This window comes from Nocardia sp. NPDC004168 (assembly GCF_040610355.1).
Taxonomy (GTDB): domain Bacteria; phylum Actinomycetota; class Actinomycetes; order Mycobacteriales; family Mycobacteriaceae; genus Nocardia; species Nocardia sichangensis.
In genome coordinates, this window is sequence record NZ_JBEXME010000004.1 from 421,936 (window position 1) to 436,067 (window position 14,132).

13 protein-coding genes and 1 pseudogene are annotated in these 14,132 nt (G+C 69.8%); 9 read left to right on the forward strand and 5 right to left on the reverse strand.

Annotated elements, in window-relative coordinates; genetic code table 11:
• The 4 genes and pseudogenes from ABZW96_RS11370 to ABZW96_RS11385 all read left to right on the forward strand — a co-directional run.
• Complete coding sequence (locus tag ABZW96_RS11370) at positions 1-1,413, forward strand: NAD(P)(+) transhydrogenase (Re/Si-specific) subunit beta (protein ID WP_355073773.1); 1,413 nt, start codon at positions 1-3, stop codon at positions 1,411-1,413.
• A 100-nt stretch (positions 1,414-1,513) separates the two neighbouring features.
• Complete coding sequence (locus ABZW96_RS11375) at positions 1,514-2,662, forward strand: DUF5925 domain-containing protein (protein WP_355073599.1); 1,149 nt, start codon at positions 1,514-1,516, stop codon at positions 2,660-2,662.
• 159 nt (positions 2,663-2,821) lie between these two features.
• On the forward strand, positions 2,822-3,571 hold the full coding sequence (locus ABZW96_RS11380) for a hypothetical protein (protein ID WP_355073601.1): 750 nt from the start codon (positions 2,822-2,824) through the stop codon (positions 3,569-3,571).
• 23 nt (positions 3,572-3,594) lie between these two features.
• Positions 3,595-3,690 (forward strand): annotated as a pseudogene (locus ABZW96_RS11385) (nitroreductase family deazaflavin-dependent oxidoreductase); the annotation flags it as partial.
• A gap of 20 nt (positions 3,691-3,710) precedes the next feature.
• On the opposite strand, the gene ABZW96_RS11390 reads toward ABZW96_RS11385, so the two are convergent.
• Positions 3,711-5,063, reverse strand: a complete 1,353-nt coding sequence (locus tag ABZW96_RS11390) for an MFS transporter (RefSeq protein WP_355073603.1) — start codon at positions 5,061-5,063, stop codon at positions 3,711-3,713.
• Positions 5,064-5,447: 384 nt separating this feature from the next.
• On the opposite strand from ABZW96_RS11390, the gene ABZW96_RS11395 reads away from it, so the two are divergent.
• Entirely contained in the window at positions 5,448-6,401 is a 954-nt protein-coding gene (locus tag ABZW96_RS11395; protein WP_355073605.1) for an AraC family transcriptional regulator, read from the forward strand.
• Complete coding sequence (locus ABZW96_RS11400) at positions 6,398-6,820, forward strand: thioesterase family protein (RefSeq protein WP_355073607.1); 423 nt, start codon at positions 6,398-6,400, stop codon at positions 6,818-6,820. The genes ABZW96_RS11395 and ABZW96_RS11400 overlap by 4 nt, the downstream gene beginning before the upstream one ends.
• A 12-nt stretch (positions 6,821-6,832) precedes the next feature.
• Here the strand turns inward: ABZW96_RS11400 and ABZW96_RS11405 are convergent, their stop codons facing one another.
• The 3 genes from ABZW96_RS11405 to pdhA are packed head-to-tail and all read right to left on the reverse strand — an operon-like array spanning position 6,833 to position 10,427.
• On the reverse strand, positions 6,833-8,305 hold the full coding sequence (locus ABZW96_RS11405; protein ID WP_355073609.1) for a dihydrolipoamide acetyltransferase family protein: 1,473 nt from the start codon (positions 8,303-8,305) through the stop codon (positions 6,833-6,835).
• 29 nt (positions 8,306-8,334) lie between these two features.
• Positions 8,335-9,318 (reverse strand): alpha-ketoacid dehydrogenase subunit beta, encoded by a 984-nt coding sequence (locus ABZW96_RS11410; protein ID WP_355073611.1) that lies wholly within the window; start codon positions 9,316-9,318, stop codon positions 8,335-8,337.
• On the reverse strand, positions 9,315-10,427 hold the full coding sequence (pdhA, locus tag ABZW96_RS11415; protein ID WP_355073613.1) for a pyruvate dehydrogenase (acetyl-transferring) E1 component subunit alpha: 1,113 nt from the start codon (positions 10,425-10,427) through the stop codon (positions 9,315-9,317). The genes ABZW96_RS11410 and pdhA overlap by 4 nt, the downstream gene beginning before the upstream one ends.
• A 148-nt stretch (positions 10,428-10,575) precedes the next feature.
• Here pdhA and ABZW96_RS11420 point away from each other — a divergent pair, with 148 nt between their 5' ends.
• The 3 genes from ABZW96_RS11420 to ABZW96_RS11430 are packed head-to-tail and all read left to right on the forward strand — an operon-like array spanning position 10,576 to position 12,576.
• Complete coding sequence (locus ABZW96_RS11420) at positions 10,576-11,067, forward strand: Lrp/AsnC family transcriptional regulator (RefSeq protein ID WP_355073615.1); 492 nt, start codon at positions 10,576-10,578, stop codon at positions 11,065-11,067.
• Positions 11,068-11,110: 43 nt separating this feature from the next.
• On the forward strand, positions 11,111-11,749 hold the full coding sequence (locus ABZW96_RS11425) for an antibiotic biosynthesis monooxygenase (protein WP_355073617.1): 639 nt from the start codon (positions 11,111-11,113) through the stop codon (positions 11,747-11,749).
• Between the two features lie 20 nt (positions 11,750-11,769).
• Positions 11,770-12,576, forward strand: coding sequence for an SDR family oxidoreductase (locus tag ABZW96_RS11430; protein WP_355073619.1), 807 nt, complete (start codon positions 11,770-11,772; stop codon positions 12,574-12,576).
• A 235-nt stretch (positions 12,577-12,811) separates the two neighbouring features.
• On the opposite strand, the gene ABZW96_RS11435 is transcribed toward ABZW96_RS11430, so the two are convergent.
• Positions 12,812-13,951, reverse strand: a complete 1,140-nt coding sequence (locus tag ABZW96_RS11435) for a benzoate/H(+) symporter BenE family transporter (RefSeq protein ID WP_355073775.1) — start codon at positions 13,949-13,951, stop codon at positions 12,812-12,814.
• Positions 13,952-14,132: the final 181 nt, after the last annotated feature.

Consider the following 14,132-nt stretch of genomic DNA (forward strand, 5'->3'; position numbering starts at 1 on the left):
GTGACCTATCTGGTCAACGGTCTCTACATCGTGGCGTTCTCGCTGTTCATCTACGGTCTGATGGGTTTGACCGGCCCGAAGACCGCGGTGCGCGGCAACTTGATCGCCGCGGTGGGCATGGTGATCGCGGTGATCGCGACGTTGATCTCGATCCGCCACACCAGCAACTGGATTCTGATCGTCGCCGGTCTGGTGGTCGGCGTCGTGCTGGGTGTGCCGCCGGCGAAGTACACGAAGATGACCGCGATGCCGCAGCTGGTGGCCGCGTTCAACGGTGTCGGCGGTGGCACGGTCGCGCTCATCGCGTGGTCGGAATTCATCAACTCCCAGGGTTTCTCGCATTTCGACGAGGAGCCGACGGTGCACATCGTGATCGGGTCGCTGTTCGCGGCGATCATCGGTTCGGTGTCGTTCTGGGGTTCGTTGATCGCGTTCGGCAAGTTGCAGGAGATCCTGCCCGGCCGCCCGATCGGGATCGGGAAGTTGCAGCAACCGTTGAACTTGTTGCTGCTGCTGGGTGCGGTGGCCGCGGCGGTGGTGATCGGTGTCGGCGCCACGGGTGAGGGGGTGTCGCAGCTGTGGATGATCGCGGTGCTGGTGCTCGCGGGTGTGCTGGGGTTGATGGTCGTGCTGCCGATCGGTGGCGCGGACATGCCGGTGGTGATCTCGCTGCTGAACGCGTTGACCGGTCTGTCGGCCGCCGCGGCGGGTTTGGCGTTGAACAACACCGCGATGATCGTGGCGGGCATGATCGTCGGCGCGTCGGGCACCATCCTGACCAACCTGATGGCCAAGGCGATGAACCGGTCCATTCCGGCGATCGTCGCGGGCGGCTTCGGTGGCGGCGGGACCGCGCCGGGCGCCGGTGATGGTGAGCAGAAGCAGGCCAAGGCCACCTCCGCCGCGGACGCCGCGATCCAGATGGCGTACGCCAACCAGGTGATCGTGGTCCCCGGCTACGGTATGGCGGTCGCGCAGGCGCAGCACGCGGTCAAGGAGATGGCTTCGCTGCTGGAGGCCAAGGGTGTGGAGGTCAAATACGCCATCCACCCGGTCGCCGGTCGCATGCCCGGCCACATGAACGTGCTGTTGGCCGAGGCGGAAGTGTCCTATGACGCGCTCAAGGAAATGGACGACATCAACGGCGAATTCAATCGCACCGACGTCGCCCTGGTGATCGGCGCCAACGACGTCACCAACCCGGCCGCCCGTGAGGACTCCTCGAGCCCGATCTACGGCATGCCCGTGCTCAACGTCGACCAGGCCAAGTCGGTGATCGTGCTCAAGCGCTCCATGAACAGTGGTTTCGCCGGAATCGACAACCCGCTGTTCTACGCCGACCACACGTCCATGCTGTTCGGCGACGCCAAGAAATCCGTCGGAGCAGTCACCGAAGAACTCAAGGCCTTGTAGGCCGAGCGTTTCCGCGCAGTGCCCCCTCCGCTGTGGTGTGGAGGGGGCACTGTCGTAATTCGATGGACACCGTGCCCCGCCGCCCCGGATCATTCTCGAAGTGTCCGCACGTCATGAGTCTCTTCGGTTGATCGGTCCCGGGGAGCCCTCGGCCGATCCGGCCGAGCGGCTGCCGTGGACCGTCGTAGTCGATTCCACCTACTCCATCCGCGACGCGATCGATGCCCTCGCGCTCGGTCCGTTCCTGCGCGGCGATCATCCATGCGCGCGCACCGCGCAGCTGGAACGGGTGCGACCGGACGCACCGTTGCGTCCCGCCCGCGGCCGCGTGGTGCGCACCGTACGCGACAACGACAGCGGGGCCGCGCTGGTCGTGGGCCCCGGCTGGTCGCTGCGGTCGGTGCGCTGGTCGGGCGGCTCGGCGATGGTCGAGGTCACCGCCGTCACCGACGCGCTCGCGGACGAGTTGCTCGCCGAGGCCATCCGGGACGCGGCGGCGCCGTCGGAGGTGGGCGAGACCGTCGAGATGGGCTTCTGGCACATGCACAACCACGGTCCGCAGCGGCGTGCGCGCTCGATCACGGCGCCCGAGTGGTCGACGATCCGTGGCAACTACGCGGGGCAGGTCGCCACCGCGCTGGACCGCCTGATGACGCTCACCGCCGACGACGTACGCGGCAGACTGGTGCTGCTGCACGGACCGCCCGGCACCGGCAAGACCACCGCGCTGCGCGCACTGGCACGGGCCTGGGGCGGCTGGTGCCAGCTCGACTGCGTGCTCGATCCCGAGGTGATGTTCGGCAAGCCCGGCTATCTGATGGAGGTGGCCGCCGGTGTGGACAACGCCGAGGAGAGCATGCCCCGCTGGCGGATGCTGGTGCTGGAAGACTGCGACGAGTTGATACGCGGAGAAGCGAAGGAAGCTGCCGGGCAGGGTCTCTCGCGGTTGCTGAACCTCACCGACGGCATGCTCGGCCAGGGCAGGGACGTGCTCGTCGCCATCACCACCAACGAGGATCTGTCCCGCCTGCATCCGGCGGTGACGCGGCCGGGCCGGTGCCTGGCGCGGATCGAGATCGGGCGGCTGTCCTCCGGCGAGGCGGCGGCTTGGCTGGATCGCGAGCGGCCGGGCCCGGCCACCGCGTTTCCGGACGGCGCGAGTTTGGCCGAACTCGTCTCGGCGCGCGACGGCGAGGCACGGATCGATGCCGTCGCTGTGGACGCGGTGAATCCAGGGCTGTACCTGTGAGAACTCTGGCGAACCGAAGCCTTTGCGCCGGTTGGCGAGTCGGTGCGGCGAACCGGGCGGTATCCCACACGGCGGTACGCGCACCGATCGGCTAGATTCCATGGGTTCGCCCGTCGCTTCTGTGCGCACGGAATCTAGCGAGACCCGGGGAGGGGATCCATGACCACACCACCGAATCAACCGTATCCAGGCCAGCCCGGCTATCCGCAGCAGCCGCCTGCCGGTGCGCCGCAGGGCTTTCCGGGCCAGCCGGGAAATCCCGGTCAGCCGCAGGGTTATCCCCAGCCCGGCTATCCCGGTCAGCCGCAGCCGGGCTACCCGCCGCAGGGTGGTTTCCCGCCGCAGCCGGGTTACCCCGGCGGCGGGTTCCCGCCGCCCGGATCCCCGCCCCGACAGAATCGGGGCGGGAGCGGCATCGGCAAGATCCTCGGCATACTCGGCGTCGTCCTGGTGATCGGGTTGCTGATCGTGGGCGCTCGCACCGTGTTCCGCTCGGACGGCGAGAAGATCGAGATCGGTCAGTGCGCGAAGCTGTCGGGCACCACCGTCAAAGCCGAGTTCGAAACCAAGGAATGCTCCGACGCCGAAGCCAATTACGTGGTGGCGCAACGGCTCGACGGGGCGAACGCGGACTGCGCCACCAAGGATTACGCCAGCTACTACCAGACCGGCGGCGACGAGTACACGCTATGCCTGCGGCTGAACGTCAAGGAGGGCGACTGCATCGACGGCGGTTTCCTCGGCGCCAGCACCAAGGTGGCCTGCGGGTCGACGGCGGACTTCAAGATCGGCCGGATCGTGCGGGGCACCGCGGACAAGTCCGCGTGCGGAGCGAAGGCGACCGAGAACGACACCATCGTCTACCCCAAGCCCGAGCCGATCACCATGTGCCTGGCGCCGCCCAAGTAGCGGTTGGGGCTAGCTTGGAAACGATGACGAGCATCGGCGCGCGTTTGCTGCGGACCAGATGGTTCGTGCGCGCGCCGATCGCCGTGTTCCGGGCTCGGCTCGGCTTCCTGTTCGGCGGAGCCTGGACTTCGTGATCCGGTCAGCGTGGCGTGGCGACGACGCTCGCGTACGCGCAGCACAGCAGTACGGCGAGGATCGGCACGACCATCGCCGTGGTCAGCGACATCACGGCGGTGAGCCAGCCGATGACCGTGGGCCCGGCGAGCAAGCCGAGGTAGCCGACGCTGAACACCCGTGACATGTCGGTCGCGGCCGTGCGGGAGCCCAGATTCCCCGCCGCGCTGAAGATCTGCGGGATGCCCCCGGCGAGTCCGAGGCCGGTCAAGGCCCAGCCGAGCAGCGTCAGCGGAATCCACGGCGAGACGACGATCACGGCCAGGCCGATGGCCGCGAGGAGCGAGCCGTAGCGCACCACCGCGACCCCGCCGAAGACGTGGCTGACCCGGTCGGTGGCGAACCGCCCGACCGTCATCGTGGTGGAGAAGGCGCCGAAGGCCAGTGCCGCGGTAGCAGCGTCGGCGTCCAGATGGTCGCGCAGCTGCAATGCGCTCCAGTCGGCGGCCACGCCTTCGGCCAAGAGCAGGGAAAAGGCGAGCACGGCCAGCGCGAGCACCTTTCGGCCGCGAGCGCGAGTATCGAGGGAGGTCGTGGCGGGAGCGCGCGATGATCGGTCTCGGTCGAGCCGGTCCGGCGACTGTGCGGTGGACGCCGCATCGGTCCCTGTCGGCATGACGTCGTGCCCGGACGAATCGCCCTGACGCAGCGACACCGTCGCGTCGTGTTCCAGTGGTGCGGCGCCGAATTCGGTCGCGTGGACGGACGAGGCGACGCCGGGGGACTCCGCCGTTTCCGATGCCGTCTCCCGCAGCAAACGCGGCACCAGCGTCAGGACCAGAGCGACGCAGCCCACCGCGGCGACGACCAGGGTCACCCGCACATCCCAGCCCGCCCGGAGCGCGGCGGCTCCGAGCAGGGACCCGACCAGTCCACCGCCGGAGAACAACGCGTGGAAGGCGGCCATGATCGGACGCCGGTAGGCCCGTTCCACATGCACCGCTTGGGTGTTCATCGACACGTCCAGCGCTCCGTTGCCGAAACCGAAGCAGGCCAGCGCGAGCGCCAAGGTGAACGGCCCGGTGGCGAAGCCGGGGCCCACCACCGCGACCGACCCGAAGCACGCCGCGGCGCCGACCAATGTCCTGCTGCCGAACCGATCGGCGAGCGGACCCGCCAGTCGCATCCCGACGATGCCCGCGCCCGACATCAGCAGGATGAACATGCCCAGCGTCGATTTGGCGACCCCAGTGCGGTCGGTGACGACCGGAATGTGCACCACCCACATGGCGAGCAGGAAGCCGTTCAACGCGAAAACCGTGAATACCGCGGCACGCGCCACACGGAACTGACGATCGACCGTCGGGCTCAACACCATTTCGACGGTACCGAGAAAATCCCCACCCCGACCGGACTCGCTCGCGGAACCGGCCCAGGGCGCCGTTGACCTGGTCGTGCGGCCGTGCGGGACGCTCGACACTGCGCGTCACGTCCGCGAGCGAGTCCTTTTCATCCTGTGAAACGCGTCACGGTGCCGGGACATTCCGGATTCCGCCAACCGCCGTTCCCCGACGTAGTCGGCGAAATCCGGGCTCCGGCCGAGCGCGCGCCGCACTTCCTCTACGGGCTCGGCGTTGCGACCATCGAGCACCGGTGCCGAACAGACTCACCACGTCGGCGGGTAGCCCGGAATATCCGGCGCAGTCGAGACGGAACCTGGCGCACCGGCCTGTGGCCATGCGTGATCGTCTACTGTGGACGGGTGGATGCGCTCGCCAGTCTGCTCGAAGGCCCTCGCGCTCGCGGCGCGTTCCTGATGTGTTCGCTGCTGGATCCGCCGTGGTCGCTGCGTATCCAGGACGAGGCTCCGCTCACCGTGCTGTCGATGATTCGCGGCGGCGCGTGGATTGTCACCGACGAGGACGCACCGTGGCAGCTCGGCGCGGGGGACGTCGCGATCTTCCGTGGGCCCGCGCCGTACACGGTGGCCGACGACCCGGCGACCGAACCGCAGATCATCATCCATCCCGGTCAGGTGACGAAGACGCCACAGGGTGAAGTCCTCTGCGAGACACTGAGCCTCGGCGTCCGGCAGTGGGGAACCGACCCGGACGGGGCGACCTTGATGGTCACCGGAACCTACGAGTCCGCGGGCGCGGCCAGCCGTCGCCTGCTGCGCGCGCTCCCGCCGGTGCTGGTGTTGCGGCGCGGCGAGTTCGACAGTCGGGTGCTCGACCTGCTGGTCGACGAGGTGATCAAGGACGAGCCCGCGCAGAGCGCGGTGCTGGACCGCCTGCTGGATCTGGTGCTGATCGCCGCGTTGCGCGCCTGGTTCTCCCGCGCCGACGCGCCCGGCTGGTACCACGCCTACGGTGACCCGCTGGTCGGCAAGGCTCTGCGCCTGTTGCAGCACAATCCGGCGCACGGGTGGACGGTCGCGGGCCTGGCCGAGGCGGTGGGGATGTCGCGGGCGGCGCTGGCGCGCCGGTTCACCGATCTGGTGGGTGAGCCGCCGATGGCGTTCCTCACCGAATGGCGGCTGGCGCTGGCCGCGGACCTGTTGCAGGAATCCGATGCCACCATCGAGGCCATCGCCCGTCAGGTCGGATACGGCAGCGCCTTCGCGCTGAGCACCGCGTTCAAACGGCACTTCGGGATCTCCCCGCGCGACCACCGGTTGGGCGTGACCGCCACTGAGCTATCGTCGGCCGGGTGACGCAGCAGTATCCGGTGCTCTGGCCGGTGCCGACCCGGTGGGCCGACAACGACCACTACGGGCACGTGAACAACGTGACCTACTACTCGTACTTCGACACCGCGGTCAACGCATGGTTGATGCACGCCACCGGAACCGACATCCGTGACCTGCCCGCGCTCGGCGTGGTCGCGCAGACCTCCTGCCAGTACCTCGGCTCGATCAGCTTCCCGGATCAGTTGCGGGTCGGCCTGCGCATCTCCCGGCTCGGCCGCTCCAGCATCACCTACGACCTGGCCATCTTCCGCGAGGCCGACGGCGCGCTGGAACTGGCCGCCACCGGTGTCTTCGTGCACGTCTACGTGGACGCCGAGACCCGCAAGCCGGTCGAGATCCCGGAGGTCATCCGCACCGCCGCGGCGGAGCTCGTCACGGACTGACCGGCGGGCGCGTCACACGCGGCTGAGCAAGGTGAGCGGGTCCTCCAGGAATCCCGCGACAGTGGCCAGGAAGCGGGCGGCGAGTTCGCCGTCGACCATGCGATGGTCGAAGCTGACGCCCAGGGTGGTCACCCACCGGATCGCGATCTCGTCGCGCACCACCCACGGCCGCTTGCGAATCGAGCCGAGACACAGGATGGCGGCCTCGCCCGGATTGACCAGCGGGACTCCGGCGTCCACGCCGAAGACGCCGACGTTGGTGATGGTGAACGTGCCGCCGCGCAGCTCGGCGGGCGTCGCGCTGCCCGCGCGCGCGGTGTCGGCCAGCCAGCCGATCTCGCGGGTCAGGTCGCGCAGGCTCAGGGTCTGCGCCTCTTTGATGTTCGGTACCAGCAGCCCGCGCTCGGTGGCCACCGCGATACCCAGGTTGACGTAGTGCTTGGTGACGATTTCCTGAGCGGCTTCATCCCAGCAGGCGTTCATGCCGGGGAAGTCGGCGAGCGCGGCGAGCGCCGCCTCGGCGACGAGCGGCAGCGGCGTCAAGGCCAGGCCCGCGAAGGATTTCGTACTGCGTAGATGATCGAGTAGTTCCATCGAGGCGGTGCAGTCCGCGGTGACGAACGTGCTGGCCTGCGGGATGGTGCGCGCGCTGGTCAGCATCGCCGCCGCGGTGCGTTTGCGGATGCCGCTGACCGGGGTGCGCTCCTCGCGGGCGGACGGGCGCGCTCCGGCGTCCGCGACGGCGGGCGCGGTGGCCGGACGCGGCTGCGAGACGGGTACAGCGCCGCGCACGTCTTCGACGGTGACCGCGCCGCCTGGGCCGGAACCCGCGATGAACCACAGGTCCAGGCCGAGTTCGCGAGCCAGTTTCCGCGCGGCGGGTGTCGCCGCCGCCCGCGGCGCGCCGAGCACGGTGCCCGGTTGCTGCTCGTGAACCTTTTCCGCCAGGCTCTCCGTGCCGTCGGACCGCGAAACGCCCTGCGCCTCTGCATGGCTGTCCGCGCGGTCGGACCGCGAAACGCCCCGCGCCTCCGCCTGACTGTCCGCGCGGTCGGACCGCGAAACGCCCTGCGCCTCCGCCTGGCCGTCCGCGCGGTCGGACCGCGAAACGGCGGGCTGTGCGGGAGGACGCCGCCGGGACGTCGCCTCCGCCTCAGGGCCGTAGCCGACCAGGACCGACGTGCGCCCCGTGTCGTTCGGCGTCTCTTCCGCTCCAGCCGCCTGTATGCGAATGAGCGGCGACCCGACCGCGACGGTGTCGCCCGGCCGCGCCAGCAATTCGACCACGCGGCCCGCGAACGGCGACGGTAACGAGACGACCGCCTTGGCCGTCTCCACGTCGGCGATGGCCTGGTTCAGCTCGACCGTGTCGCCCTCGGCCACCGCCCACGACACCAGTTCGGCGTCGGCCAGCCCTTCGCCGAGGTCCGGCAGCCGGAATTCCAGCACGGACGCCGGAAGATCATGGCCGACCGAGTTTTCCACGCGGCACCTCTCACTACGGCGAGCCCGCCTCACGCGGCGAGGGAACGGTCGACCGCGTCGAGAATGCGGTCGGGGTCGGGCAGATGGTGCTTTTCGAGCTTAGCCGGGGGGTAGGGGATGTCGAATCCGCCGACGCGCAACACGGGCGCTTCCAGGTGATAGAAGCAGCGCTCGGTGACGCGGGCGGCGATCTCCGCGCCGAGCCCGGCGAATACCGGCGCCTCGTGCGTGACGATCAGCCGCCCGGTCTTCGCGACCGACTCCTCGACGGTGTCGAAGTCGATCGGCGAGAGGCTGCGCAGGTCGATCACCTCGAGCGCGTGTCCCTCCCGCGCGGCGATCTTCGCGGCCGTCAGCGCGGTCGCCACGGTCCCGCCGTAGGCGACGACGGTCGCGTCCGCGCCTGTCGTGCACACGCGCGCGCGATCCAGCGGCAGGCCGCCGTCGCGGTCGAGCGCGGCGAAATCGACGTCGGCCTTGTCCCAGTACCTGCGTTTGGGTTCGAAGAAGATCACCGGATCGTTCAGCGCGATCGCCGCGCGAATCATCGAGTACGCGTCGGCCGGGTTGCTCGGTGTCACGACGCGCAGCCCGGCGGTGTGCGCGAAATACGCCTCGGGTGATTCGGAGTGGTGCTCGACCGAACCGATGCCGCCGCCGAACGGGATGCGAATGGTCAACGGCGCGTTGACCTTTCCCTGGGTGCGGTAGTTGATCTTGGCCACGTGCGAGACGATCTGGTCGAACGCGGGATAGACGAATCCGTCGAACTGGATCTCGCACACCGGCCGGTAGCCGCGCAGCGCCATGCCGAAAGCCGTTCCGATGATGCCGGATTCGGCCAACGGCGTATCGATGACGCGATTGTCGCCGAAGTCCTTCTGCAACGTGTCGGTCACCCGGAACACTCCGCCGAGGCGCCCGATGTCCTCGCCCATCAGCAAGACCTTCGGATCGTCCTCCAGCGCGCGGCGCAGGCCGGTGTTGAGCGCGGCGGCGAAGGTGGTGATCATCGCGGGACTCCTTCTCCTCGTGCGGAGGGCCCGCCGGGATCGCCGGCCAGGTACTCCGCGTACGCCCTCCGCTGTTCGGTGATCAGCGGATGCGGGGTGGTGTAGACGTGCTCGAACAGTTCGCGCGGCGCGGGATCGGGCATGTCGATGGTCGCGCGGCGCACCACTGCCGCCGTCTCGTCCGACCGCTGGGCAACCCGCGTGCCGAACGCGTCGTCCCAGTGGCCCTCGCGCTCGAGCAACCTGCGGATACGGTCGATCGGATCGCGCCGCGCCCATTGCTCGGTCTCGGCGGCCGAACGGTAGCGGGTGGGATCGTCCGCCGTGGTGTGCGGACCCATCCGGTAGGTGAGCGCCTCGATGAACGACGGGCCGCCGCCGGTGCGCGCCCTGGCGATCGCCTGCCTGGTCACGGCGAGGACGGCGAGCACGTCGTTGCCGTCGACCTGCCTGCCCGGCATGCCGTAGCCGTACGCGCGGCGGGCGATCGGCGTCGCGCTCTGCACCCGCACCGGTGCGCTGATCGCCCACTGGTTGTTCTGGCAGAAGAACACCACGGGCGCGCTCCAGGTCGCGGCGAACCCGAGCGCTTCGGCCAGATCGCCCTGGCTGCTGGCGCCGTCGCCGAAGTAGGCGATGGTGGCTGTCTCCGCGCCGTCCATGTGCGCCGCGAACGCGTAGCCGGTGGCGTGCAGCCCTTGGGAGCCGACGACGATGTTGGGGTTGGTCATGTTCACCGCGTGCGGATCCCAGCAATGATGGGCGGCGCCGCGCCACAGCCGGGTGAGATCGGTGGGCGGCACGCCACGGCAGTAGGCGACCGCCGTTTCGCGGTAGCTGCAGAACACGTAGTCGTCGGGATGCAGCGCGTGCGCGGAGCCGACCTGGGCGGCCTCCTGCCCGAGCATGGGCGCCCACAGGCCGAGCTGACCTTGCCGTTGCAGCGCGGTGGCCTCGATGTCGATCCGACGGGCCACCACCATGTCCTCGTACAGCGCCCGCAGGTCGTCCGGCCCGATGTCGGCGACCAGCGCGGCGTGCTCGCGATCGAGGACGCGACGGCCGTCCGGCTGTACCAGTTGCACCGGATACTCGGATTTGCCCGGCATGAGTGATCGCCTCCTCGCCAGGTGTTCGACAGGTCGGATTGTGTCCTATCTCACAGCATCCACCCGAATGCGAACTGCGCAAGTGGTCGGCCGTCGGATGGGCAGAATGCTCAATTGCGACCCGCGCGGTGGTGTCATACTGCGTGGTATGACCAGAGAAACCGCCGGCGTGAGCCTGGACGCCACCGACGCCAGGCTGTTATTGGAACTGGTCGCCAATCCCCGGGCGACAGGTGTCGAGCTGGCTACTCGGCTCGGCCTGTCCCGCAACACCGTGCAGGCTCGATTGTCCCGCTGGGAGGCCGGTGGCGTGCTGGGCAGCTTCGAGCGGCGCGTCGAGCCGCGCGCGCTCGGCTATCCGCTCGCGGCGTTCGTCGCGGTCGTCGTGGACCAGCACCGGCTGGATTCGGTGGTGGACGAACTGGCCGAGGTGCCCGAGGTGACCGAGGTGTGCGGCATGACCGGACTCACCGATCTCACCGTGCGGGTGGTCGCGCAGGACGCCGACGACCTGTATCGCATCGCCGGGCAGATCCTCAAGATCCCCGGCGTCGAGCGGACGAACATGGCGCTGGTGATGCGCGAGCTGGTCGGTCCGCGTACCGCCCCATTGCTCGACCGCTTGGCGAAATCGGGCTGAATATCCTTGACCTCGAGTGCGATCGAGGTTTCAGGATGGCGGCATGACGCATGACGGAATGACCGTGATCGATACCATCCGGCTGCCGCTCGACGGGGCGAACGAGTACATCGCGCAGTGGCGCGAGCGCGCCGGTAAGGTCAGCCGGGCACCGGGCTTCCGTTCCGCCCGTATGCACCGCGCGACCTCCGCCGACGCGCCGCTGCCGTTGGTCATGGTTGCGGAGTGGGACAGCGTCGCCGCCAGGGACGCGGCGCTGCGCGACTCCGCGTTCCGCGCGTCGGCCCGAGCCGCCGGTGCCAAGGCCGAGGTCGTCGGCAGCGAGTACCGGGTCGCCGCCGAATATCGCTCCGCTGCGCACTCGGACGGACCCGGCATCACCTTCGTCAACGTCTTCGAACTGCCCGCCGAACACTTCGAGGAATTTCTGGCCCACTGGCGAACCAGGGCCGAGCTGATGAGCGCGGCCCCCGGCTTCCGCGACAATCGCCTGCACCGTGCGCTCGACCCCGCCGCGCGGTACACGGCGGTGAACGTGGCGCACTGGGACAGCGCCGCCGCGTGGCGCAGCGCGACGGAGAATCCGGCGTTTCAGCGGCGGCTCGCCGCCGCGCCCGGGTTCGCCACCGCACACCCGCAGCTCTACGAGGTGGTCGCGGGCTTCCCGGCGGAAGACCGGTGATGTCCCGTTAGGGTGCGGGGATGGAGATTTCGGGCAAAGTTGCCATTGTCACGGGGGCGGGCGCGGGGATCGGGGCGGCATTGGCCGCCCGGCTCGTCGCCGCCGGTGCGCGCGTGGTGCTCGCCGACCTCGACGGTGCGAGCGCGGCGCGGGTCGCGGAGTCTCTCGGGGCGGATGCCGTCGCCGTCGGCGGAGACGTGGCCGACGAGGCGGTGATCCGCGCGTTGATCGAGCGCGCCGAGGCGCAGTTCGGGCCGGTCGACCTGTACTTCGCGAACGCGGGCATCGGCGGCGGCGCGGGTCTGGACAGCACCGACGAGCAATGGGCGGCGGCGCTCGAGGTCAACGTGATGGCCCACGTCCGCGCCGCGCGGCTGCTCGTCCCCGGGTGGCTGTCCCGTGGTGGTGGTTATTTCGTCGGCACGGCGTCGGCGGCAGGGCTGCTCACCCAGCTCGGCTCGGCCCCCTACGCGGTGTCCAAGCACGCGGCCGTCGGTTTCGCGGAATGGCTGTCGGTCACCTACGGCGACCGCGGAGTGCGGGTGAGCTGCGTGTGCCCGATGGGTGTGGATACGCGGCTGCTGCGCGGCGGCCTCGTTCCGCCGGAGCACGCCGCCGAGGCGGAACTCGCGGTGAAGGCCGTCACCAGCGCGGGCGAGGTGCTGTCCCCGGAGGAGGTCGCCGAGATCGTGCTCGCCGGGGTGACCGACGAGCACTTCCTGATCCTGCCCCACCCCGAGGTGCTGAAGATGTACCGCCACAAGGGCTCCGACTACGACCGCTGGATCGCCGGCATGCGGCGCTTCCAGGCCGCGCTGCAGGCCTGAGCAGCTGCCTCGCCTTCGCTCGGCCCGGTGCGGGCTGTGGACGGACTGCGCCCGGCTGCGCCTTTTGTGCAGCTGCCTCGCCTTCGCTCGGCCCGGTGCGGGCTGTGGACGGACTGTGTCCGGCTGCGCCTTTTGTGCAGCTGCCTCGCCTTCGCTCGGTCCGGTGCGGGCTGTGGACGGACTGTGTCCGGCTGCGCCTTTTGTGCAGCTGCCTCGCCTTCGCTCGGTCCGGTCGCTAACGCAGCACTTTGCGCACCACGAGCCCGGCGAGTAGCGCCCAGAAGGCGGCGCCGATCCCCGCGAAGCCGACACCGGAGGCGGCGATCAGGAACGTCACCACGGCGGCTTCGCGGTGTTCGGAGCGCAGCGCCGCGCCGAGGGCCGCGCCCAGGGTCGCCAGCAGGGCCAGGCCGGCCACTGTTTCCAGGGTTCCGGCCGGGGCGGTCGCGATCAGCGTGACCACGGCGGCCGAGCCCAGCGCGAGCAGCAGGTACATCGCGCCCGCCGTGAATGCCGCGATCCAGCGCCGCTTCGGGTCCGGATGCGCCGCGGGGGCCGCCGCGAGCGCGGCGCTGATGGCGGCGAGATTGATCGTGTGCCCGCCCGCGGGCGCTCCGACGACGGTGCCGAGACCGGTGACCGTCATCGCCGCGCGCCAGGGCACCCGGTAGTCGAACGAGGCCAGCACCGCGGTGCCAGGGATGTTCTGCGAGGCCATGGTGACGATGTAGAGCGGGATCGCGACGCCGATCAGCGCCTGCCAGCTCCAGTGCGGCAGCGTCAGTTCCAGTCGCGGAGCCATCGCGCCGACGTCGAGATGACGGTGCTGCACGACGATGCTCACGCCGGCGGCTACCGCCGCGGTGACAAAGGCCGCGATCACCGCCCAACGCTGGGCATATCGTTGCAGCACGAGCCAGACCAGGATCACCGGCGCCACCACCGCCGGACTCGTCTGCACCGCCCGCACCGGCGCCAGGCACAGCGGCAGCAGAACTCCGGCCAGCATGGCCTGCGCTATCTCCACCGGGATCGCCGCGACCAGGGTGCCCAGCCGCTGCCAGAGTCCGGTGACGACGATCAGCACCCCCGTCACCACGAACGCTCCGATCGCGGCGGGCCAGCCTCCCGCCACCGCGCCCGTCCCGGCCAGCAGCGCCGCGCCCGGTGTGGACCAGGCCAGCGTGATCGGCATGCGGTAGCGGTAGCTCAGCGCCATCATGCCGATCGCCTGGGTGACGCACAGCGCCAGCAGACCCGACGCGGCCTGCGCGGAGCTCGCCCCGACCGCGGTCGATCCGCTCAGCACCACGGCGAACGAGCTGGTGAATCCGACCAGGGCCGTCACCACGCCCGCGCCGAGTGGCGGCGCCAGCGCCGCTCCCGCCCGTTCGGGTTCCCGCGTCGCGGTGGTCTCGGTGGTGGATACGTTCGACACCGGTCGGATATTGCCGCTGGTCACGGACGCGTGTCGCCTGCCAGTGCCCCGAAACTGGACTGACTCGAGCCGGTGTGCGGCACGGGCGAGAGTGTTCGGCGACATCGGCACATTCGGG